The sequence below is a fragment of the Galbitalea soli genome, from assembly GCF_010686725.1.
GTDB classification, from domain to species: domain Bacteria; phylum Actinomycetota; class Actinomycetes; order Actinomycetales; family Microbacteriaceae; genus Galbitalea; species Galbitalea soli.
Genome location: NZ_JAAGWZ010000002.1, coordinates 1 through 21,147, shown reverse-complemented (window position 1 = coordinate 21,147; position 21,147 = coordinate 1). Strand labels below are relative to the sequence as shown.

The window sequence follows — 21,147 nt, the reverse complement described above, 5'->3', positions numbered from 1 at the left end:
GGGGGCGAACACGAAGTAGCCGTCGACACGGGCGTGCTTTCGTCGGCACTGACGCCCATCGGGGTGCGGATGCCACTGCGCACCCGCACCCCGAGAATATTCCCGCCGAGGGGCGTACTGTCCCGCCCTCCTTACGCTCAGGCGGCATCTCCTACGGTGGAGTCATGACTACCGTGACTGCCTACGCCGCACCCTCCGCCACCGATCCCCTCGTCAAGACCACCATCGAGCGTCGCGAGGTCGGCCCGAAAGACGTGCTCATCGAGATCGCCTACGCGGGCATCTGCCACTCCGACATCCACACCGTCCGCGGCGAGTGGGGGCCGATCAGCTACCCGCAGGTCGTCGGCCACGAGATCGCCGGCACCGTCACCGCCGTCGGCTCCGAGGTCACCCTCCACAGGGTGGGCGACCGGGTCGGCGTCGGCTGCATGGTGAACTCCTGTCGCGAGTGCGAGAACTGCCTCGCGGGCGAAGAGCAATACTGCCTGAACGGCAACACCGGCACCTACGCGAGCGTCGACCGTGACGGCACGATCACTCAGGGCGGCTACTCCACCCACATCGTCGTCGTCGAGGACTTCGTGCTGCGGATCCCCGAGGCGATCCCGTTCGAGGCCGCCGCGCCGCTGCTCTGCGCCGGCATCACCACCTATTCGCCGCTCGCGCACTGGAACGCCGGGCCCGGCAAGCGGGTCGCGGTCGTCGGCATGGGCGGCCTCGGCCACATGGCCGTCAAGATCGCCCACGCGATGGGCGCCGAGGTCACCGTGCTCTCGCAGACGCTCTCCAAGAAGGATGACGGACTCCGGCTCGGCGCCGACCACTACTACGCGACCAGCGATGCGGCGACCTTCACCGAGCTGGCGAACACCTTCGACCTGATCATCAACACGGTCAGCGCGGTCATCGACATCAACGCGTACCTCTCCCTGCTCCGCCTCAACGGCACGCTGGTGAGCGTCGGCGCCCCCGCCGAGCCGCTGCCGGTGCAGGTGTTCAGCCTGTTCGGTGCACGCCGCTCCTTCGCGGGGTCGGGCATCGGCAGCATCCGAGAGACGCAGGAGATGCTCGATTTCTGCGCCGAGCACGGCATCGCCTCCGAGGTCGAGGTCATCGCGGGCGAGCAGATCAACGAGGCCTACGAGCGCGTGCTGCGCTCTGACGTGCGCTACCGCTTCGTGATCGACATCGCGACGCTCGCCTGATCGACCCCGCGCGCCTGTCTTCGCCTCAGAGCGAGGGCAGGCGCGCGGTGCTCTCGCGCACGATCAGCCGGAACTCGATGGGCGTGTCGAAGGCGCTCGGCTCGTCGCCGGTGCGGAGCAGCTCCTCGATGAGGATCTCGACCGCCTGCGCGCCCTGCTCGGCGGGGTGCTGCGCCACCGTGCTTAAGCCGAAGAACGCGGCGAGCGGATGATCGTCGACCCCGATCACGGCCAGTTCGTCGGGCAGCCGCAGGCCGAGATCCCGCGCGGCCAGAATGGCGCCGATCGCCATCTCGTCGGAGGCCGCGAAGATGGCGGACGGACGCACCGGCGTGGAGAGCAGGCGCCGCGCGGCGGCGTAACCGCCCTGGATGGTGAAGTCGGCATTCAGATCGAGGGCGGGGTCGATGGGCACGCCCGCCGCCTCGAGTGCCAGCTGGTACCCGGTGCGCCGGTAGCTCGGCACGTGGAAGTCGGTCTCCGATTCGGGGTCGCCGCCGATGTGTCCGATCGCGCGGTGCCCCAGGGACAACAGGTGCTCGGTGGCCAGCCGCCCGACCTCGATGTCGTCGATGCTGAGGGTGCGGACACCGGGCAGGGGACCGCCCACGCCCACGATCGGCTTGTTCATGTCGAGGAGCCGCTGGATCTCGCCGGTGCTGAGTTCGAGGGCGATGGCGACCACCGCATCCACCCGCTTGCGATGCAGGAAGTGGTCGAACACGCCCGCGCGCCCGCCCCCGCGCAGGTTGTACAGGGTGAGGTCGAAACCGTGCCGCTGCAGCGCGGCCTGCGCGCCCTCGACCACGGAAGTGAAGTACCAGCGATCGAGGAACGGCACCACCACCCCGACGTTGCGGGTGCGGCCGGTGGCGAGGCTCGACGCGTTGGAGGAGACGACGTAGCCCAGCTCGGCGACCGCGAGCTGCACCCGCTCACGCGTGGCCGGCGCCACCGTGCCGCGACCGCTGAGCACGCGCGAGACGGTCGCCGTAGACACACCGGCCCGCGTCGCCACCTCGTGAATCCCTGTCACTCCTGCTCCTCACAGTCACGCTGATGGTAGCGGTCAGCCTCTCCCCCGCGCGCCACGGTCCTCGCCCACCTCAGTGGTCACCGAGCAGCACCCACGCGGTCGCGTCCGGCGGCAGGGTGCGTCCGGTCAGCTCGGCCGTCGACAGGATCACCGTCCCCCGCGGCAACGGCAGCGGAGAGCGCCCCAGATTCGCCATGACCGCGACCGGCCCGTTGGTGAACTCGAGCGCATCGTCCACGTACTGCGCGAACCACAGCAGGTCGCCGGAGCCCAGCCCGTATTCGCGGCGCAGCGCGAGCGCCGAGCGATAGAGCTCGAGGGTCGAGCCCGCGACCCCGCGCTGGGCGGATCGGGCGAACCGCGCCCACTCCTCCGGTTGCGGCAACCAGCTCGCGCCGGTCTCGTTGAAGCCGTAGGCGGGCGCGTCCGCCTCCCAGGGGATGGGCACCCGGCAGCCGTCGCGGCCATAGCGCTCCCCGCCGGTCGTGAGGAACACCGGGTCCTGCCGAGCCTCGTCCGGCAGGTGGATCACCTCGGGCAGGCCGAGCTCCTCACCCTGAAAGAGGTAGCTGCTGCCGGGAAGGGCGAGCATCAGCGCGGTCGCCGCGCGCGCACGCCGAAGCCCCAGTGCGGCGTCGGGCTGGCTCGGGGTGAGGGGTCCCACGCTCTGCCCCTCGGGGTGCTCCCGCCCGAGGCCGAATCGGGTCGCGTGCCGCACGACGTCGTGATTCGACAGCACCCAGGTGCTCGGAGCTCCCACGCTGTCGAAGCCGGCGAGCGATTCGTCGATGACCTCGCGCAGCTCGGGCGCCGACCACGGGGCGCTGAGGTACTGGAAGTTGAACGCCTGCTGCATCTCATCCGGCCGCACCCACAGCGCGAGTTTCGCGGCGGGGAGGATCCACGCCTCTGCGCACAGTGCGCGATCACCGTCGTACTCCGCGAGCAGTGCATGCCACTCCCGGTATATGTCGTGCACCTCGGGCTGACCCCAGAACGGCCCCACGTCACCCTGCGCGTCGGCGGGCTTCGGCGGGGCGTCGGGCAGGCCCTCGGCCTTAATGAGCCCGTGCGCGACATCCACCCGGAACCCGTCGACTCCGCGGTCGAGCCAGAACCGCAGCACCCCCTCGAAGAACGCGCGCACCTCGGGATTGCGCCAGTCGAAGTCGGGCTGGGTGCTGTCGAAGATGTGCAGATACCACTGACCGGGATTCCCGTCCGCCTCGATCACGCGCGTCCAGGCCGGGCCTCCGAAGCCGGACCTCCAGTTGTTCGGGGGCAGGTCACCCCCGGGCCCCGTCCCGTCGCGGAAGAGGTAGCGGGCGCGCGCCGCAGAGCCGGGCGGCGAGGCGAGGGCCTCCTGAAACCAGGGATGCTGGGCCGAAGAGTGGTTCGGAACCAGGTCGATGATCACGCGCAGGCCGAGCCCGTGCGCCACGGCCAGCACCCGGTCGAAATCGGCGAGCGTGCCGAACAGCGGGTCGACGTCGCAGTAGTCGGTGACGTCGTAGCCGCCGTCGGTCTGCGGCGAGACGTAGAAGGGCGAGAGCCAGATGGCGTCGACCCCCAGCTCCGCCACCGCGGGCAGGCGGGCGGCGATTCCGCCGAGGTCGCCGATGCCGTCGCCGTCGCCGTCCGCGAACGAGCGAGGGTAGATCTGGTAGATCACCGCGGTGCGCCACCACTCGGCGGTGGTGGCGACGGGACCGGAGGCGGTGGAGTCAGGGAGCACAGGCACACCATACGGCGTCGCGGGCCCACCGCGAAAGCGCTTGCATGCCTCTTCGGCCATGACGAAATCTCGGCTGGGTCGTCGCCGATCGTCTCAATATCAAGAGAATCCGTTATCGCAAAGTGACGCCCGTCCCCCTTGCGTTTCGAAGCTCGATCGACGCACAATGCAAACGCTTGCACACTCAGCAGGCACAACCGAGAGAACGGCCTCTCGGTACGCGGGGCGGGAACGCAGGCGTGCCGGAATGCCGGTACACACGAAAGGTTCTCCTCCACATGAGTCCTCGCCGAAGAATCGGTGTCACAGCAGCGGTCGCCACAGTGGCCGCCCTCGCCCTCGCGGGATGCTCGGGCACCAGCTCCTCCCCCAGCTCGCCGGCCGCGGCCGGGTCGACGATCACCGTCTGGGCCGATGACACGCACATCGCCGCCCTCAAGACCGTCGTCGCCACCTTTGAGAAGGCGAACAACGTCACGGTCAAGCTGATCCAGAAGGACGGCGCCAAGATCGTCAGCGACTTCATCCAGCAGGCGCCCACGGGCAACGGACCGGATGTCTTCGTCACCGCCAACGACGGCACCGGCAACCTGGTGCAGAACGGCGTCATCGCGCCGATCACCATCCCCAACGAGTCCGACTACGCCAAAGTCGGCATCGACGCCGTCACCTACAACGGCAAGACCTACGGCATGCCGGTCTCGCTTGAGAGCGTCGCGCTCATCCAGAACACCGCGCTCGACCCCACGACGCACGACACCTTCGACCAGCTCCTCGCCGCGGGCAACAAGCTCAAGGCGGCGGGCAAGGTGAAGTACCCGTTCGTCGTGCAGTCCGGCACCAACGGCGCCTCCGACCCGTATCACCTGTACCCGCTGGAGACCTCCTTCGGCGTGCCCGTGTTCGGTACGAGCTCGGCCGGTGGCTACGACTCGACCGACCTGCAGCTCGGCAACGCGCAGGGCACCAAGTGGGCGGCGCAGCTCGCTGCGTGGGGCAAGTCGGGCGTGCTGAACCCCAACTACACCTACGACATCGCGCTCAACGCCTTCACCAGCGGACAGACGCCGTACATCATCACCGGCCCCTGGAGCCTTCCCAAGATCCAGGCCGCGAAGATCGCGTACAGCGTCGTCAAGATTCCGTCGGCCGGTGGCCAGCCCTCGCAGCCCTTCGTGGGCGTGCAGGCGTTCTTCGTCAACAAGTACTCGAAGAACAGCCTCCTCGCGAACAAGTTCGCAGTCGAGTACATGGGGTCCGAAGCCGCGCAGGTGGCGTTCTACAAGACCGGTCAGCGGGCGCCCGCGCTCCTGTCGGCGTTCCAGTCGGTCTCCTCCGACAAGGACGTGACGGCGTTCGGCGCGGTGAGCGCCAACGGTGCACCGCTGCCGAACATCCCGGCCATGAACTCCGTGTGGGCTGACTGGGGCAACACCGAGGGCGCGATCATCGCGGGAAAGGCGGCCAACCCGGCTACCGCGTGGACCACGATGGTCGGCTCGATCAAGGCTGCCATCGCCAAGGGCTGACAGCCGGTGCGGGGGCGGGAGGCCGAACGAGCCTCCCGCCCCCGCTCATCCCTCATCCCCGCCCACGCACAGAGGAGTGTCGTGACCATCGCACCAGAAGCCCCGCCCGAGCCGCCCACCGAACGACCGCGACGCACCGTGCTGCGCCCGACCCCCTCGCTCTCGGTCATCCTGATCAAGATCGCCTCGCTCGGTGTCCTCGACGCCGTCGTCCTCTACGCCCTCTTCGTGCTGCTCATGGGCGGCAGCTATCTGGTCTTCGCGCTCGCGCTCATCGGGCTCATCGCGATCAACGTCATCTACTTCTCCAAGAGGATGCTCCCCGGCAAGTACCTCGCCCCGGGACTCGTCTTCCTCCTCATCTTCCAGGTCTTCGTCGTCGGGTACTCCGCGTACATCGCCTTCACCAACTTCGGCGACGGCCACAACGGCACGAAGGCCGACGCGATCACCGGCATCGTCGCCAACTCGCTCAGCCGGGTGCCCGACTCGCCCACCTACGCGGTCACCGTCGTGCAGGGCCCGAACGGGCTGGGCCTGCTCACCACGACGCCGAGCGGCACGGTGCAGGTCGGCGACCCGAAGAACCCGCTCCACACCATCACCGACGCGCAGCTGTCCGGCGGGAAGGCGGTCAGCGCTCCCGGCTACACCACCCTCAGCTTCCAGGACCTGCTCACCAAGCAGACCCAGGTCGCCGCGCTCGTCGTGCCGATCAGTGCCAACCCGAACGACGGCGCGATCCGCACCGCCGACGGCTCCACCGGGTTCCTCTACAAGTCGAACCTCTCCTACGACGCGAAGGCCGACACCTTCACCGACTCCTCCTCCGGCGCGGTCTACCGCGATGACGGCAACGGCGAGTACGCCTCGAGCGACGGCAAGAAGCTGAGCCCGGGCTGGACGGTCGTCGTGGGGTTCAAGAACTTCGCGCAGGCCTTCGGCGACCAGTCGATCCGCGGACCGCTGCTGAGCACCATCGTCTGGACCTTCGCCTTCGCGTTCCTCTCGGTGTTCCTCACCTTCGCGGTGGGGCTCTTCCTCGCCGTCGTCTTCAACGACCCGAGGATGCGCGGCAAGAAGATCTACCGGGTCATCATGATCCTCCCCTACGCGTTCCCCGGCTTCCTGTCGGCACTCGTCTGGGCCGGTCTCATGAACCCGCAGTTCGGCTTCATCAATCAGGTGCTGCTCGGCGGCGCCACCGTGCCGTGGCTCACCGACCCCACCCTCGCCAAGGTGTCGATCCTCATCGTCAACACCTGGCTCGGGTTCCCGTACATGTTCCTGGTGTGCACGGGGGCGCTGCAGTCCATCCCCGAGGAGGTGGTGGAGGCCGCCAAGATGGACGGCGCACGCGCCTGGGCGACCTTCCGGCAGATCAAGCTGCCGCTGCTCATGGTGTCGCTCGCGCCGCTGCTCATCTCCACCTTCGCGTTCAACTTCAACAACTTCAACGTGATCTACCTGCTGACGGGAGGCGGACCGACCGACGTGAACGCATCGATCAACGTGGGCTCGACGGACATCCTGATCACCCTCGTCTACAAGGTGGCCTTCGCGACGGCCAGCGGACGCAACTACGGGCTCGCGAGCGCCTTCGCGATCCTCATCTTCATCGTGGTCGCGACCGTCTCAGTCATCGGCTTCCGGCGCACGCGAGCACTCGAGGAGATCAACTGATGTCACAGCTTCCCGCCCGCCGCCCGCGCTTCCGGCTCCGCAAGTGGTTCGCGGCGACCGGATGGCGTCACGTCATCGGAATCGTCTTCGCGGTGTTCTGCGCGTTCCCTCTCGTCTACGTGCTGTCGTCGTCGCTCAACCCCAACGGCACGCTGCTCGGCTCGAACACCCTCTTCTCGAAGGTGGACTTCAGCAACTACGTGAACCTGCTGTTCAACCTGCCGCAGCAGCCGTTCGTCGCCTGGTTCCTCAACACCCTCGTGATCGGGCTCGTGACGGGCGCGAGCACCGTGTTCCTCGGAGCGCTCGCGGCCTACGCCTTCTCGCGGATGCGCTTCGCCGGACGGCGGGTCGGGCTGCTCACGCTGCTGCTCGTGCAGATGTTCCCGCAGCTGCTCGCCGTCGTCGCCATCTTCCTGCTGCTGAACGCGATCTCCAACATCTTCCCGGCGATCGGACTCAACACGCAGATCGGGCTCATCCTCGTCTACCTCGGCGGGGCGCTCGGGGTGAACACCTACCTCATGTACGGCTTCTTCAACACGGTTCCGGCCTCGCTCGATGAGGCCGCGAAGATCGACGGGGCCGGGCACGCGCGCACCTTCTTCACGATCATCCTGCCGCTCGTCGGCCCGATCCTCGCGGTCGTCGGTCTGCTCTCGTTCATCTCCTCGACGAGCGAGTACGTGGTGGCGAGCGTGGTGCTCACCGACCCGACGCGGCAGACGCTCGCCGTGGGCCTGTACTCGTTCATCAGCCAGGCGACGAGCGCGAACTGGACGCTGTTCTCGGCGGGAGCCGTCATGGCCGCGATCCCGCCGATGGCGCTGTTCCTGTACCTGCAGAAGTACGTCATCAGCGGTCTGACGGCCGGCGCCGTCAAGTAACCCGGGTCGGGCTCGGCGGCTACTGCACCGCCGAGCTCAGCCGGGCCACGTTGTCGACGAAGCGGTGCCCGCGGCCGCGGCGGTTCCAGTCGTCGAGGGTGAGTTCGGTCGACTCGGCGCGGTACTCGTCCTCCACCCGCCGCAGCGAGTCGGTGAACTCGCGGTCGCTGACGAGCACCATGAGCTCCAGGTCCAGCTGGAAGGAGCGGATATCCATGTTCGACGACCCGACCGCCGAGACGTGGTCGTCGACCGAGATGTGCTTCGCGTGCAGGATGATCGGCTCCCGGTACTCGTAGATGCGCACGCCCGCCTCCAGCAGGTCCTGGTAGTAGGAGTGCTGGGCGTGGAAGACGAAGAACTGGTCGCCGATCTCGCCCACGAACAACTCGATGTCGACGCCGCGACGGGCGGCGGTCACGATCGCCGCGAGCAGAGACTCCTCCGGCACGAAGTACGGGCTCGTGATGGAGACCCGGCGCTCGGCCGCGTAAAGCAGCGAGGTGAACAGGGCGAGGTTGTTCTCGAACTCGAATCCGGGGCCGCTCGGCACGATCTGTGCGAGCATCGTCGCCGGGTTGCCGTCGTCGGTGGTGGCGTCGAGCTGCCGGAACGGGGGGATCTCGTCGGTCTCGCTGTACCAGTCGGTGCTGAAGACGGCGCGCACCTCGTTGACGATCGGACCGCGCAGCTCGACGAGCAGGTCGCGCCACCGCAGTCCGCGACGGATGTTGCCGCGCTTCTCGTAGCTGGGATCGATGAGGTTGAGGGAGCCGACGAACGCGAGCCGGCCATCCACCACCAGGATCTTGCGGTGGTTGCGCAAGTCGGGCCGCTGGTACTTGCCGCGCAGGGGCAGCACCGGCAGCATGAGCTCCCACTTCACCCCGATGCGCGTGAACTCGGCGAGAGCCGGGCGGAACCCCGGGTAGGCGCGCGAACCGATGTGGTCGAGCAGCACGCGCACGTCGACGTCGCGCTGCACCGCGCGCTCGAGCGCCGCGAAGAAGGGCCGCGTCGTCTCGTCGAGCGCGAAGATGTAGAACTCCACCTGCACGGTGACGACGGCCGAATCGACGGCGCGGATGATCGCCTCCAGCTGCTCGTCGAAGTGCGGCAGCAGGCGCGCGCGGTTGCCGTCGATCATGGGCAGGCCGCCGGACTGGCGGTTGAGCTTGGCGATCGCCGGGAGCCAGTCCGGCGCCTCGGGACCGCCCTCGAAGTCGGGCACCTCGCGGGTGTGCTCCTCGATGCGGTCGTCGACCGAGCGCTGCTTCTCGCGCCGGGCGGCGGGGAGCTTCGGCGAGCCGATGAGGGCGAACAGCGCGAAGCCCACGAGGGGCAGCACGAGCATCACGAGGATCCACGCGAGGGCCGACGATGGCCGGCGCCCGGCGGGCGTGATCGCGACCGCCACCACGAAGATCACGACATAGAAGAGGATGGCGATCGCGGTCGGGGTGCCCGGCGGCAGCGTGAAGCTCATGTGTACTGTCTAGCAGGGCCGCGGCGAGCGACGGCACCTCGCCGGGCCGCGCCGCCCGGCCGGCGTCTCGCCGGCCGCCCGCCGAGGCCCGGCCGGGGCCGTCAGCTCGTGTGCTGCAGGAGGCTGAACATCGCCCCCGTGCTGTCGCTCACCGAGGCGAGCCGCCCGTAGGGCGTGTCCTCCGGTCCGCGCAGCACCGCGCCACCCAGGCGCTGAATCGTCTCGACCGCGGCGTCGGCGTCGGCGACGTTGAAGTAGACGATCCAGTTGCTCGGCACGCCCTCCGGCAGGAAGCTGTCGGAGTCCATGACCCCGGCTCGCTGCACCTCGTCGACGGCGAGCACGGAGTACCGGAACTCGTCGGTGTCGCCCATCACCTGGGTGGTCCAGCCGAAGGCCTTCTGATAGAACGGCAGCGCTGCCGCGTAGTTGCGGGTGTGCAGCTCGAACCACGCGGGCGCACCCGGCACATCGAGCGCCTCGAAGCCGACGTGCTTACCGAACTGCCACTCACCGACGAAGCCACCGGACGGGTCGATCACGAAGCCCATCGCGCCGAGGTCGCCGACCGTCATCGGCGGGAGCGCGATCGTGCCGCCGTTCGCGGTCACCGCCTCGTTCGTCGCCTCGATATCGGAGACCCCGAGGTAGACCGACCAGACATTGGCGGGAGCGCCCTCCTGCGACTGCATGAGGCCCGCCACCTGCTTGCCCTCCAGGAACGCGGTGATGTAGCCGCCGAACTCCTCGGATCCGGTCTCGAAGGTCCAGCCGAGCAGCTCGCCGTAGAACGCCTTCGATGCCTCCGGATCGCTGGACGAGAGGTCGACCCAGCAGGGCGATCCGGCGGGAATGGGGGCGGTGTCAGTCATGAGGTCTCCTTGTGGTCGGGCTGCCGACGAACCGGCAGGGCTGCTGACACGCCCGAGGGTAGTCCCGTCCGCCGACATCCGCATCCACCGAATCAGACCGTCGACCAGCCGCCATCCGACATGAGCACCGCACCGTTCACGTTCGGCGAATCCTCGCTGAGCAGCCAGGAGATGGAGGCGGCCAGCTCCTCGGCCTGCGCGGGCGCCGGGATCGTCGTCTGCATGATCGGCCCGAGCCGCTCCCCCGCCCACGCGGAGTGGAAGGGCGCCTCGATGTTCGTGATCACGGCACCGGGAGCGACGGCGTTGCAGCGGATCCCCTTCGGCCCGTAGAACAGGGCAGTGCTCTTGGTGAGCCCGATGACGGCGTGCTTGGAGGCCGTGTAGGTGGACCCGGACGCGCCGGCGCGGATGCCCGCCTCGCTGGCCAGGTTGACGATGCGCCCGAAGCCGCGGGTGATCATCCCGGGCAGCACCGCCCGCATCGTGCGCATCTGAGAGGTGAGGTTCACGCCGAGCACCCGCTCCCACACCTCGTCGGTGATCTCGGCGGTGGGCAGAAAGGCGTCCATGATGCCCGCGTTGTTGACGAGGCCGTCGACCACGGGGCCGGCGGCGGCCACGAGCGCGTCGACGTCGGCCTGGGCGCTCACATCTCCCGCGACGGTGACGAGCGAGTCGGTGCCGAGCTCGGCCGAGAGCTCATCGAGCCGCGGCTGCGAGATGTCGGCGGCGATAACCCGCGCGCCCTCGGCGAGGAGGCGGACCGCGGTGGCCCGCCCGATGCCGCTGCCGGCTCCGGTGACGATGATGGTGCGGCCGGCGAATCGACCGGCGACGGGGGCAATGCTCATGGGTGTGCTCCTCGGGGTGCGATCCCGATGCGGGATGCTCGCCTCCAGTGCAGCATCGCCCGGGGTCCGGCGGTTAGGGCCGAACGTCCCCCCACCAGTCGAGCGCCCGCAGAGCGACGAAGGTGAGCCACGGCGAGGGTTCGCCCGCATCGACGTCGACCTCGAACCAGACGCGGCCGGGGTTGCGCCGGGCTTGCCGCCACCGGCCGTCGGGCTGTCGCTGCGAGACGATCGCGGCCACCGCATCCGCGAGCCTGGCGTCGGGCGGGGAGCCGTCGGCGAGCGCCGCGTCGCGAAAATAGTCGACGGCCTTGAGCGCGTTGTAGAACGCGCGCCAGGGGTAGGCGAACCGGGTCACCCACGGCGCCACCACCTCGCCGGTGCTCGCCCGGTAGAGGAGGCGGCGTTCGAGCAGATACTCCTCGCCCCGGTGCCGCGCCTCGGTGAGCGCGGCCGGGGTGGTGATGCCCTCGGCGGCGAGCGTCGTCTCGTAGGCGAGGATGCCCTTCAGCGAGTTGAGCGTCGAGAGGAAGCTCGACCGCGTCGAGCCCTCGACCCACTCGCAGTTCCAGCCGCCGTCATCGAGCTGGTGGTCGACGAACCACTGCGCGATCCCGGCCACGTCGGCGCCGAGCCATGCCCCGTTCGCGAGGGTGTAGCCGTTGATGCAGCAGTCCACCTCGCCCTCCCAATAGGGCGCGCCGTTGTACTCCCAGCGACTGTTTGCCGCGAGCAGCTCGGCCGTGCCGCTGAGGAGCGCGCCCGGATCGGCGCCCCACTCGCGCAGGCTGTTGAGGCTCCACGTGGTCGCCGTCCAGGGCTGACCCGCGCCCTCCGCGGCCTCTGGGCCGTGGAAGTCGAAGTCGCGCGGAAAGAAGGCGCCGCCCGCCCACTGACCGTCGGAGTCCTGCAGGGCCAGCAGTCGCGCGCCGTACCCCTCGGTCGCGACCCGCGCCCGCCTCGCCCGCCACACCGCCTCGGGCTCCGCCACGAGATCGCGCTGCACCTGCCAGCGGAGGGCGGGGTCGGTGTCGAGCATCCACTCGACGAGCGCGGGGTCGTGGGTCATCACTTCGACAGTAACCCGATGGTGCGGCGAGGGGAAAGGGTGGGGGGCGCGCGGGCGCCGTTACCCCGAGGGTCGTCAGCCCGCGTGGAGGCGAGACAGGTACTCGCGCGTCTCGGGCGCCGTCGGGGCGCCGAAGAAGGCGTCGGGCGCTCCCTGCTCGAGGATGACGCCCTGATGCAGGAACACGACGTGGTCGGCGGCCGAACGGGCGAAGCTCATCTCGTGCGTCGTCATGAGGATGGTCGCGCCGGCCGTCTTCAGATCACGCACGAGATCGAGCACCTCGCCCACGAGCAGCGGATCGAGGGCGCTCGTGATCTCGTCGAGAAGCAGCAACTCCGGCTTGGAGAGGATCGCGCGCACGATGGCGACCCGCTGCTGCTGGCCGCCGGAGAGGCGATCGGGGTAGTCCTTCAGCTTGGCGCGAAGCCCGATGCGGTCGAGCCAGCGCTCGGCCTCCGCCTCCGCCTCGTCGCGGGCGACGCCGTGCACCTTGCGGCTCGCCAGCGTGACGTTGTCGATCACGGAGAGGTGGGGAAACAGGTTGAACTGCTGGAACACCACACCGATGCGCGAGCGAACGCTGTCGACGTTCACGCGGGGATCGGTGATGTCGTCGCCCTTGAGGAAGATCTGGCCGTCATCCACCCGCTCCAGCAGGTTGATGGTCTTGAGCAGGGTGGACTTGCCCGACCCGCTCGCGCCGATCGCCACCACGACCTGGTGGCTCGCGATGTCGAGGTCGATGCCCGACAGCACCGCCGTGCCGTCGAAGCTCTTGTGCACGCCGCGCACCCGGAGAACCGGGGGCGTGGTCGTCGTCTCGTCGCCGCTCACACCGTGCCGCCGATCTGTTCACGCCGCTGAGCGCGCGCGGTGAGCCAATCGGTGAACCGGATGGCCGGCCAGCTGATGATCACGAAGAGCAATCCGGCGACGATGTACGGGGTGAAGTTGTAGGTGTCGGCCTCGCCGATCTGCGCGGCCCGCACGGCGTCGATCGCCCCGAGCACCGAGACCAGACCGACATCCTTCTGCATCGAGACGAAGTCGTTCATGAGCGCGGGCGTCACCTTGCGCACGGCCTGAGGCAGCACGATCAAACGAAGCGTCTGCGCGTGGGTGAGCCCGAGCGAACGGGCCGCCAGCCGCTGTGACGGATGCACCGCCTCCATTCCCGCGCGCAGCACCTCGGCGACGTAGGCCGAATAGGTGAGGATGAGCGCGACCGTGCCCCAGACCTCCGGTGGCAGCCGCGGGAAGAGGCCGAGCGCCGGAATACCGAAGCCCACGAGATACAGCACGATGATCAGCGGAGTTCCGCGGAACAGGTCGGTGTAGGCGGTCGCCAGAAACCGCACGGGGAAGAAGACCGCGCCGCGCAGAGTGCGGATGATCGCCAGCAGCGTCGCGAAGACCGCCACCCCGATCGCCGCGAAGAACAGGATGCGGATGTTCAACCACAACCCGAGGAGCACCGAGGGCAGGAACTTCCACGCGACCGCCGGGTCGAAGAACGCCTGCTGAACCGCCGCCCAGCCCGGGGTGTTGATGACCGTCAGCCACACCAGCACCCCGAGCACCACGGTGCTCACCAGGCTGATCACCACGGATCGCCCCGACTGTCGGCGTCGAAAACGCCGTCGGTCGAGTTCGATGGAGCTGACGGTCGTCACAATCAGTTGAAGTCGGGGACGTTAACCGTCGTCGACAGCCACTTCTTGGTGATCGCGGCGAGTTCGCCGTCCTTGGTGATGGCGTCCACCGCGGCGGAGACCTTCGCGGTGTTCGGGGAGCCCTTCGGCAGCACGAAACCGAACTGGTCACCACCCGAGCTGTCGGAGAACTGGCCGCTCACCACGCCGTTCTTGACCTCCGCATCCGCAAGGTAGAAGGCGGTCGGCAGGTCGGTCGCGATGGCGTCGACCTGACCGCTCTTGAGCGCCAGCACGGCGTCGTCGTTGGAGTTGAACACCTGGATGTTGCTGCCGCCGACAACCTTCTGCAGCAGCGTGTAGGTGGTCGTTCCCGTCGCGACGCCGATCTTCACCGACCGCAGGCCCGCGAGCGTCGTGATCGAGGCGGCGGGCGACGACTTCGTCGTCACGATCGCCTGGGCGGTCGTGTAGTACGGCGACGAGAAGTCGACGGCCTGCTTGCGCTTGTCGGTGATCGTGAACTGCTGAATGTTGAGGTCGAAGTCCTTCGGCCCCGGCGCGATGGCGCTGTCGAAGGTCGTCCTGGTCCAGACGACGTCCTTCTTGGCGAAGCCGAGCTTCGTGGCGACCGCGTACGCGACCGCCGCCTCGAAACCCTCACCCGACTGCGGCTTGTCGTCGATGACCCACGGCGAGTACGCCGGCTGGCCGGTGGCGATGGTCAGCTTGCCGGCGGTCACGGTCGTCAGCCCGTGGCTGGCGTCCGAGCTGCTGCTGGCGGTGGGGCTCGCCGCCGCGGTGCACGCGGTGAGAACGACGGCCGCCGTCAGGAGCGTGGCCGCGGAGAGGACGCGCATGACGCGCGAGTGCAGAGAAGTCAAGGTGGGTCCCTTCGAGTGGGGTGCTGTGTACCCGTCACAGCATCGTAAAGAAATCGGCTGAGGGCCGCCGTGAGGTTACGGATTGTGTTCACCCGTCCGCGAGACGGAAGTCGTCGAAGCTGAAACCGGGCGAGACGAGGCAGCTCACGAGCACCTCCTCGGTGCCGGGGAGCGTGCGCTGCCAGACACCCGCGGGCACGAGTCGTTGCGCGGCCGACGACTCCAACGCCAGTACCTCGCCCTCGACCGGCGCGTCGCCCTCGCCGCCCAGTTGCAGCCGCAGCACCCCCGGGCCGTGCCAGAGCCACATCTCATCCGAGGTCACGACATGCCAGGCGGAGGTCTCGCCCGGTGCGAGCAAGAAGTGGATGAGCGTTGCAGCGGGCCGCTCACCGCGAGGCGTCTCCGCCGTCGCCGGCGACGTCCAGGTGCGCCGATACCATCCGCCCTCGGGATGCGGCTCGAGCCCGAGTTCGGCGGCCCGCTCGGGCCGCGGCGTCACGGTCGTCTCCCCGGCACGCGCGGCTGCGACCACGCCTCGCCGGACCACCGCAGCTGGCCGTCGATCACCGTCGCGACGGAGCGCCCCGCCCCCGCCTCGACGAGCTCGGCCAGCATGTCCTCGATCCGGCTGCTGTCGACGGCGAAGAAGGAGAGGTCGGCGACGGCGCCGACCGCGAGCTGACCGCTGCGCTGCGGGCCGACATCCAGTCCCATCGCGCGCGCGCCGCCCAGGGTGGCCGCGGCGAGCAGGCGCGAGTGCACATCGGCGCGGGTGTACCCCTGGGCTCGCGCGATCGCGTAGAGCGCGCCGACATCCGCCATCAGGTCGAGCGACGGGCTCGACGACAGCGAGTCGGTGCCCACCGCGATCGCGCTCCCCTCGCGCAGATAGGCGGCGACGGGTGGAGGGTCGAGGCCGATGACCGCGTTCGAGCGCGGGCAGAGGGCGACCGCGGTTCCGCGAGCGCGCAGCAGGGCACGATCCCCCGCCGTCATGTACACGCCGTGCGCCACGTGGCAGTCGGGCCCGAGGACCCCCAGCCGGTCGACGAACTCGGTCGCGCTGGTGCCGAAGCCGAGCGACCGAAGGGTGCGGAAACTCTGCACCCCCAGAAAGTGCCAGGCACGGTAAGTGGGCTCCGCGCCATCGTCGACCCGCTCGGCTTCGAGCGCCGACTCGCCGAGGTGGATGTGCAGCCGCTGGCCGCGCTGCCTGACGATGTCGGGCATGTCGAGGAGGGGAACCGTGTCGAGCGAGTACGGCGCGTGCGGCGAAAGGCCCGCGCCCGGAGTGGAGGGGATGCGGTCGAGCTCGGCGATGACTCGGTCACGGCCGCCCGCGTTCCACGCGTCGGTCTCCCAGTTCATCACCTCCCAGTACGCGATCCCGTGGAGGCCGGATGCCTCGAGTGCGTCGGCCGCCGCGATGTCGGTCACCACGTCGGCGACGGAGGAGACGCCGAACCGGATCGACTGCGCGGCGCCGGCCAGGGCATCCTGACGCCAGTCGTGCGGGCGCTCATACGACTCGGTGAAGGCATCCGCCCAGTCGTCGAAGCCCGAGTACTGGGCCGACCCGACCTCGGCCATGCCGGTGTACTGCAGGTGCGAGTGCGCGTTGATGAGTCCGGGAAGGAGCGCGCCCGACCAGTGCTGCTCGAGGAAGGGGACATCCTGCTGCTCGAGCGCGTCGAGCACCCAGCGCCGCTCGCCGACGTGCAGGATGCGGCCGTCTTCGACCGCCACCGCGCCGCGCGGAATCGGCGGAGCTGTCATCGGAACCACGAGATCGGCCGAGTAGACGGTGACGTCGCCCTTCATCCATCTGCCTCCGGCTCGCGCGTGAATCTGGTGGTGCGCCACTCCGCGCTCTCCGAGTCGGACGCGGCACCGTTGGCGACGGGCCACCCCAGCGCCACCGCGGCCACGGCGGAATCCTCCCGAGCGGAGATGGTGTGGATACCGACCGGCAGTCGGGCCGGAGCCTCGAGGAGCTGCGCAATCGCGGCCACCTGAGCCGCGAACGACAGGTCCATGATATCGATCGGGTTGCCCTCGCCCGCGGTGATGTTGACGGCCCCCGCGCCCCCGAGAATCGTCACCGAGTGCCCGTCGTCGAAGCTGAGCCTCTCGACACCATCCGACACCCGAACCAGTCGCGCGCCCTCGCGGATGGCCCGCTCGACGCCGACCTCGTCGGGCACTCCGCCCGCCACCGCGACCACGGCTCCATCGGCGCAGTGCGCGAGAAGCTCCGCCGGCACGGTGCCCTCCACACCCGTCGCCGAGATCACGAGGCCAGCGGTGCGCACGGCGTCGGCGGTCTCGGCCACGCGGAAGCCATCGAAGCGGGCGGCGAGCGCGCGAACCGGATCGAGCTCGCTCACGACCACCTCGATATCGGCGGCGCGCAGGTAGTGCGCGACCCCCTCTCCCACCGGCCCGTAGCCGATGACGAGCGTGGTGGATGCCGGCAGCGGCACCCCCACCAGGTTCAGGATCGCGAACACGCAGGAGAACCCGGTGCCGTAGCGGTTGTCGAACGAGGTCTTGCTGCGCGCGTCGTTCACCGCGATCACGGGGGTGCGAAGGATGCCCTGCGCCGCCATCACGCGAAGGGCGCGAACTCCGCTCGTCGTCTCCTCCGCCGCGCCGAGCAGCTCCTCGACGAGTGCGGGGCGCTCCTCGTGCGCGAGGCGGATGAGGTGCGCACCGTCATCGACGAGGATCTCGGGGCGGTCATCCAGAAACGCCAGCGCGAGCGCGCGGTGTTCCGCCGGCGTGGCGCGACGGGAGGCGAAGACGGGCACGCCGAGCTCTCGCAGGGCGGCGGCGACCGCATCGTCGGTCTCGTCCGGATGCGCGAAGACGGTGACGGCAGCGCCCGCCCGGTGCAGCGCGAGGGCGAGCACCGCGGTCTTGGGCTCGAGCACCATGCTGATGCCGATCCGTCGACCGCGCGGCAGCCCGGAGTCGGCGAGTCGGTCGACCGCGGAGGTGGTGACCGGCATGAAGTCGAACGCCCAGGCGATGCGGTCGGACGCACCGCGACGGCGGCCCGACAGCTCGATCGGCGAACCCCCGACAACGGCGGATGCCGCGCCCGCGTCGTCGACAGCGAACCGGAAGCGCGGGGAGTCGGCCGCGGGCAGCGCGCCGAACCGTCGGAACGCCCGCCTCAGGGCCTCGGCCCGCGACCCGTGCCCGACGACCTCGAAGGAGCTCCCCGGAATCATCAGATTGGTCGCGGCGAACAGCCGCCTCAGCTGATCGAGCGCCCACGCACGGTCTGCTGTCGAATGCTCAGGCATCGCCACAGCTTAGAGCCGATCGGCGGGCGAGGCCGCGGGGGAAGCACCTCCGACGTTACGACCCGTCGTCACCCGGGCCGGCGGTGATCGCCGCGTTCCAGAGCTGCTCGGCGGCGAGCCGTGCCGCCAGGGGCGTGCCACCGCACAGCGCCGCGCTCGCGGAGGCGCCGTCGAAGAGAAGCGTCAGTTGCACGGCGAGCACGTGCGGGGATGCGGCACCGGCGGTCTCTGCCTGCCTCTCGAAATACGCGGTCAGCTCGCTCTTGAAGTGCTGGGCCACCTGCGCAGCCGGGTGTTCGCGGTCGCGCAGCTCGGTGGCGACGTTGACGAACGGGCATCCATAGAAGTCGCTGGCCTCGGCGGCGCGATGAAGGGCATCGTAAACGTGGAGCACGCGCTCGCGCGGCGAATGCTCTTCCTTGTCATCGCTGAAGTAGCCCGCGACCACGCGAGGGCCGTACACCCGCAGCATGTCCGCGACGATGGCGTCCTTGCTCTCGAAGTGCTGGTAGATCGAGCGCTTGGAGACCTGCGCCTCCTGAGCGAGGCGGTCGACGCCGACAGCGTGCACGCCCTCGCGGATGAACAGCCGCGCTGCGGCGTCGAGCACCCGGTCGCGCGGCCGCGGTCGTGCATCTGTCGTCACCGTCATACCCCGAGTGTAGGGCGGCGCTTGCACAATGTAAACCGATCTGTGTACATTGTTGGAAACAGATCAGTTTACTTTTGGAGGAATCATGACAGATCTCATCGGGCGCGTCGCACTCGTCACCGGCGCCAACCGCGGCCTGGGCGCCGCATTCGTCACCGAGCTGCTCGAGCGCGGGGCCTCGAAGGTGTACGCGGCCGCCCGCCGGCCGGACGCCGTCACGGCCACCGACCCCCGCGTCGTCCCGCTCGAACTCGATGTGACGGACGCCGACAGCATCCGTCGAGCGGCGGAGGCCGCACCCGACGTGACGGTGCTGGTCAACAACGCGGGCATCAGCGCGAACCAGTCGCTCGTGACCGGTGACCTCGATGAGATCCATCGCGAATTCGACACCAACTTCTGGGGACCTGTGCTCGTGACCCGCGCATTCGCACCCGTGATCGCCGGCAACGGCGGGGGCGCGATCATCAACATGCATTCCGCGCTCAGCTGGTATGCGATCGGCTCCTACAGCGCGACCAAGGCTGCGCTCTGGTCGGCCAGCAACTCGGCGCGCGTCGACCTCGCACCGCAGCGAATCCAGGTGGTCGGCGTGCACGTCGGATACGTCGACACGGACATGGCGGCGGGCGCGGACGGCTACAAGGTTCCGCCCACGCAGGTGGTGAACGAGGCGCTGGACGCCGTCGCCGCGGGCGACGCGGAGGCGATCGTCGGCGAGACCGCACAGCACGTCAAGTCTGTGCTGCACGAGGACGTGCGCGCCCTCTACCCCCAGCTCGCCGGGTAGACGTCGCCCGTTCGAGGCCGGTGAGGCGGGGCGCGTCGACGTTCGAGGCGCCCCGCTTTCGGATCGCGCGGAACGGATCGCTCGGGCTCCGACGTGACACCGCCAAAGCGGCTCGACGCGTCACCGATCACGTGAGGCAGACGTGTCACCGACATCCTGAGACAGGACACGTCCCGGCAACGTGAAAAGCGGATGGTCCGAACCGCTTGGTATGTGCGCGCGGGCGAATGTGAACCCCCGGCCCATTGATCCGTAGTCAAGACAATCGCAGACCGAAGGGACGCAGTCTCAGGCACGGGCGCGCACTGAAGTGTCGGGGCCGAAGCGCGACTGCACCGACGCGCGATATCGGCACCGCCAGCCACTCCTTGAGGACGACGATCGTGACGAGTACGAGGCCTACCTGAACGGAGAACCTCTTCCGGGTAGGGCAGCCGGCTAAATTCATTCGCTCAGGGCCCGGCCTTCGCTCAGTCGGAACCAACGTGAGCTACCTCACGTTCGCTCATGCGGCGCCCGTCCGGGTCGCATTTCAACTAGCGACGATGAGGATATGCGCCGGGATTGCTCGTAGCAGGCGCGCTATTCGCTGAGTCGGGTCGCTATGTCATCCGCCATCGCCACGATGAACGCTCCCGGCTCCGAATTGGTCCAGCGCTTAGCAACCGCATTAGCCGGATACACCAAGAACGTGGTTTCGGGATCGAACACGGCAAGTTCCGTCCCGGCGGAGTCGGTCGCTACAACCCAACGCATGGAGGTGCGTCTAACGATGTGCTCACCGAACACGATGCCGACGAGATTGATCGACGTGTTGGGGTCGCTCCTCTCCCCAGCCGGAGATTCATCCCAGGCCCGAAAGAGCATGTCGTAGAACGCCGCGACCTGCTCTGCGCTGTCGACGTCCACGTCGTACTTGGCGGCAACCTCGAGGCGACTGGCCATCCAATCCTGTTCCGCTCGATTCGGCTCCTGGAATGTAGGTCCTGCGGCCTTCGCAGCCGATCGATTTTTGTTGCCCCTTGAGAAGATGCCCACTCGCCTATCGTGCCAGGAGTTCGAGTTCTTGGGTATTGCTTGTGTTCGCGGCGGGTCGGCGAACTGCAGTCGCCTGTGCGACGCAGTTGACGCTATAAAACTGACGGACCTTGTTGACGGTTGGTCTTCCTGGCGGAAGGAAGACTGCATGACATCAACACTCTCCGCCGCAGCTCAGCGAGCGATCGAGCGACGGGCGAGTCACGCGAGAGGGTGCACCGGTCTGGACTGCGCCGGTCGGGGCCCTGAAGGTTCGCAGCGACGACAGCCGCATCAACGCGAAGGACCCCGCCACGAATGGCGGGGTCCTTCTTCGATTGGTGCGCCCGGAGGTGTCTGGGTTCAGGACATAGGAAACCGGTGTGTCAGGACATAGGAAACCCTGCACCGGTCACGATGACGGATGACGATCGCCCGACTGGTTATCACCGCCGTTATCCTCGAGGGCCGCACCC

19 protein-coding genes are annotated in these 21,147 nt (G+C 68.7%); 5 read left to right on the top strand and 14 right to left on the bottom strand.

The window, feature by feature from the left end:
* Positions 1 to 164 precede the first annotated feature (164 nt).
* Positions 165 to 1,208, top strand: coding sequence for an NAD(P)-dependent alcohol dehydrogenase (locus tag G3T37_RS06145; protein WP_163472636.1), 1,044 nt, complete (start codon positions 165 to 167; stop codon positions 1,206 to 1,208).
* Positions 1,209 to 1,233: 25 nt separating this feature from the next.
* Here the strand turns inward: G3T37_RS06145 and G3T37_RS06140 are convergent, their stop codons facing one another.
* Both G3T37_RS06140 and G3T37_RS06135 read right to left on the bottom strand, forming a co-directional pair.
* Positions 1,234 to 2,244, bottom strand: coding sequence for a substrate-binding domain-containing protein (locus tag G3T37_RS06140; protein WP_163472635.1), 1,011 nt, complete (start codon positions 2,242 to 2,244; stop codon positions 1,234 to 1,236).
* Positions 2,245 to 2,314: 70 nt separating this feature from the next.
* Positions 2,315 to 4,039, bottom strand: coding sequence for a glycoside hydrolase family 13 protein (locus G3T37_RS06135; protein ID WP_163472634.1), 1,725 nt, complete (start codon positions 4,037 to 4,039; stop codon positions 2,315 to 2,317).
* 218 nt (positions 4,040 to 4,257) lie between these two features.
* On the opposite strand from G3T37_RS06135, the gene G3T37_RS06130 reads away from it, so the two are divergent.
* The 3 genes from G3T37_RS06130 to G3T37_RS06120 all read left to right on the top strand — a co-directional run bounded on the left by G3T37_RS06130 (position 4,258) and on the right by G3T37_RS06120 (position 8,078).
* A complete protein-coding gene (locus G3T37_RS06130; RefSeq protein WP_163472633.1) occupies positions 4,258 to 5,508 on the top strand; it encodes a sugar ABC transporter substrate-binding protein in 1,251 nt (416 codons plus the stop codon).
* 81 nt (positions 5,509 to 5,589) lie between these two features.
* Positions 5,590 to 7,191 (top strand): ABC transporter permease subunit, encoded by a 1,602-nt coding sequence (locus tag G3T37_RS06125; protein ID WP_338401199.1) that lies wholly within the window; start codon positions 5,590 to 5,592, stop codon positions 7,189 to 7,191.
* Positions 7,191 to 8,078 carry a sugar ABC transporter permease gene (locus G3T37_RS06120; RefSeq protein ID WP_163472632.1) on the top strand — a complete coding sequence of 296 codons (888 nt, stop codon included), beginning with the start codon at positions 7,191 to 7,193 and terminating at the stop codon, positions 8,076 to 8,078. Before G3T37_RS06125 ends, G3T37_RS06120 begins: the two co-directional genes overlap by 1 nt.
* Before the next feature lie 19 nt (positions 8,079 to 8,097).
* Here G3T37_RS06120 and cls read toward each other — a convergent pair whose 3' ends face one another.
* From cls to G3T37_RS06065, 11 genes are all read right to left on the bottom strand, one after another.
* Positions 8,098 to 9,564: a cardiolipin synthase gene (cls, locus tag G3T37_RS06115; RefSeq protein WP_163472631.1), complete on the bottom strand. Its 1,467-nt coding sequence runs from the start codon at positions 9,562 to 9,564 to the stop codon at positions 8,098 to 8,100.
* A 101-nt stretch (positions 9,565 to 9,665) separates the two neighbouring features.
* A complete protein-coding gene (locus tag G3T37_RS06110; protein ID WP_163472630.1) occupies positions 9,666 to 10,436 on the bottom strand; it encodes a VOC family protein in 771 nt (256 codons plus the stop codon).
* A 92-nt stretch (positions 10,437 to 10,528) separates the two neighbouring features.
* Positions 10,529 to 11,290, bottom strand: a complete 762-nt coding sequence (locus tag G3T37_RS06105; RefSeq protein ID WP_163472629.1) for an SDR family NAD(P)-dependent oxidoreductase — start codon at positions 11,288 to 11,290, stop codon at positions 10,529 to 10,531.
* Positions 11,291 to 11,363: 73 nt separating this feature from the next.
* Entirely contained in the window at positions 11,364 to 12,359 is a 996-nt protein-coding gene (locus G3T37_RS06100; RefSeq protein ID WP_163472628.1) for a prenyltransferase/squalene oxidase repeat-containing protein, read from the bottom strand.
* Positions 12,360 to 12,434: 75 nt separating this feature from the next.
* Positions 12,435 to 13,196: an ATP-binding cassette domain-containing protein gene (locus G3T37_RS06095; RefSeq protein ID WP_163472627.1), complete on the bottom strand. Its 762-nt coding sequence runs from the start codon at positions 13,194 to 13,196 to the stop codon at positions 12,435 to 12,437.
* Positions 13,193 to 14,041: an amino acid ABC transporter permease gene (locus G3T37_RS06090; RefSeq protein WP_194241522.1), complete on the bottom strand. Its 849-nt coding sequence runs from the start codon at positions 14,039 to 14,041 to the stop codon at positions 13,193 to 13,195. The genes G3T37_RS06095 and G3T37_RS06090 overlap by 4 nt, the downstream gene beginning before the upstream one ends.
* Positions 14,038 to 14,898 (bottom strand): ABC transporter substrate-binding protein, encoded by an 861-nt coding sequence (locus tag G3T37_RS06085; RefSeq protein ID WP_241732265.1) that lies wholly within the window; start codon positions 14,896 to 14,898, stop codon positions 14,038 to 14,040. Before G3T37_RS06085 ends, G3T37_RS06090 begins: the two co-directional genes overlap by 4 nt.
* Before the next feature lie 88 nt (positions 14,899 to 14,986).
* On the bottom strand, positions 14,987 to 15,400 hold the full coding sequence (locus G3T37_RS06080; protein WP_163472626.1) for a cupin domain-containing protein: 414 nt from the start codon (positions 15,398 to 15,400) through the stop codon (positions 14,987 to 14,989).
* Positions 15,397 to 16,722 (bottom strand): amidohydrolase family protein, encoded by a 1,326-nt coding sequence (locus G3T37_RS06075; protein ID WP_163472625.1) that lies wholly within the window; start codon positions 16,720 to 16,722, stop codon positions 15,397 to 15,399. Before G3T37_RS06075 ends, G3T37_RS06080 begins: the two co-directional genes overlap by 4 nt.
* The gene (locus tag G3T37_RS06070) at positions 16,719 to 18,212 is read right to left on the bottom strand and encodes an adenosylhomocysteinase (protein WP_163472624.1); all 1,494 of its coding nucleotides are present in this window, start codon (positions 18,210 to 18,212) and stop codon (positions 16,719 to 16,721) included. Before G3T37_RS06070 ends, G3T37_RS06075 begins: the two co-directional genes overlap by 4 nt.
* Positions 18,213 to 18,267: 55 nt before the next feature.
* The gene (locus G3T37_RS06065; protein ID WP_163472623.1) at positions 18,268 to 18,864 is read right to left on the bottom strand and encodes a TetR/AcrR family transcriptional regulator; all 597 of its coding nucleotides are present in this window, start codon (positions 18,862 to 18,864) and stop codon (positions 18,268 to 18,270) included.
* A gap of 85 nt (positions 18,865 to 18,949) precedes the next feature.
* Here G3T37_RS06065 and G3T37_RS06060 point away from each other — a divergent pair, with 85 nt between their 5' ends.
* Entirely contained in the window at positions 18,950 to 19,654 is a 705-nt protein-coding gene (locus G3T37_RS06060) for an SDR family oxidoreductase (protein ID WP_163472622.1), read from the top strand.
* A gap of 582 nt (positions 19,655 to 20,236) precedes the next feature.
* Here G3T37_RS06060 and G3T37_RS06055 read toward each other — a convergent pair.
* Positions 20,237 to 20,599, bottom strand: coding sequence for a DUF3806 domain-containing protein (locus tag G3T37_RS06055; RefSeq protein WP_163472621.1), 363 nt, complete (start codon positions 20,597 to 20,599; stop codon positions 20,237 to 20,239).
* Positions 20,600 to 21,147 lie beyond the last annotated feature (548 nt).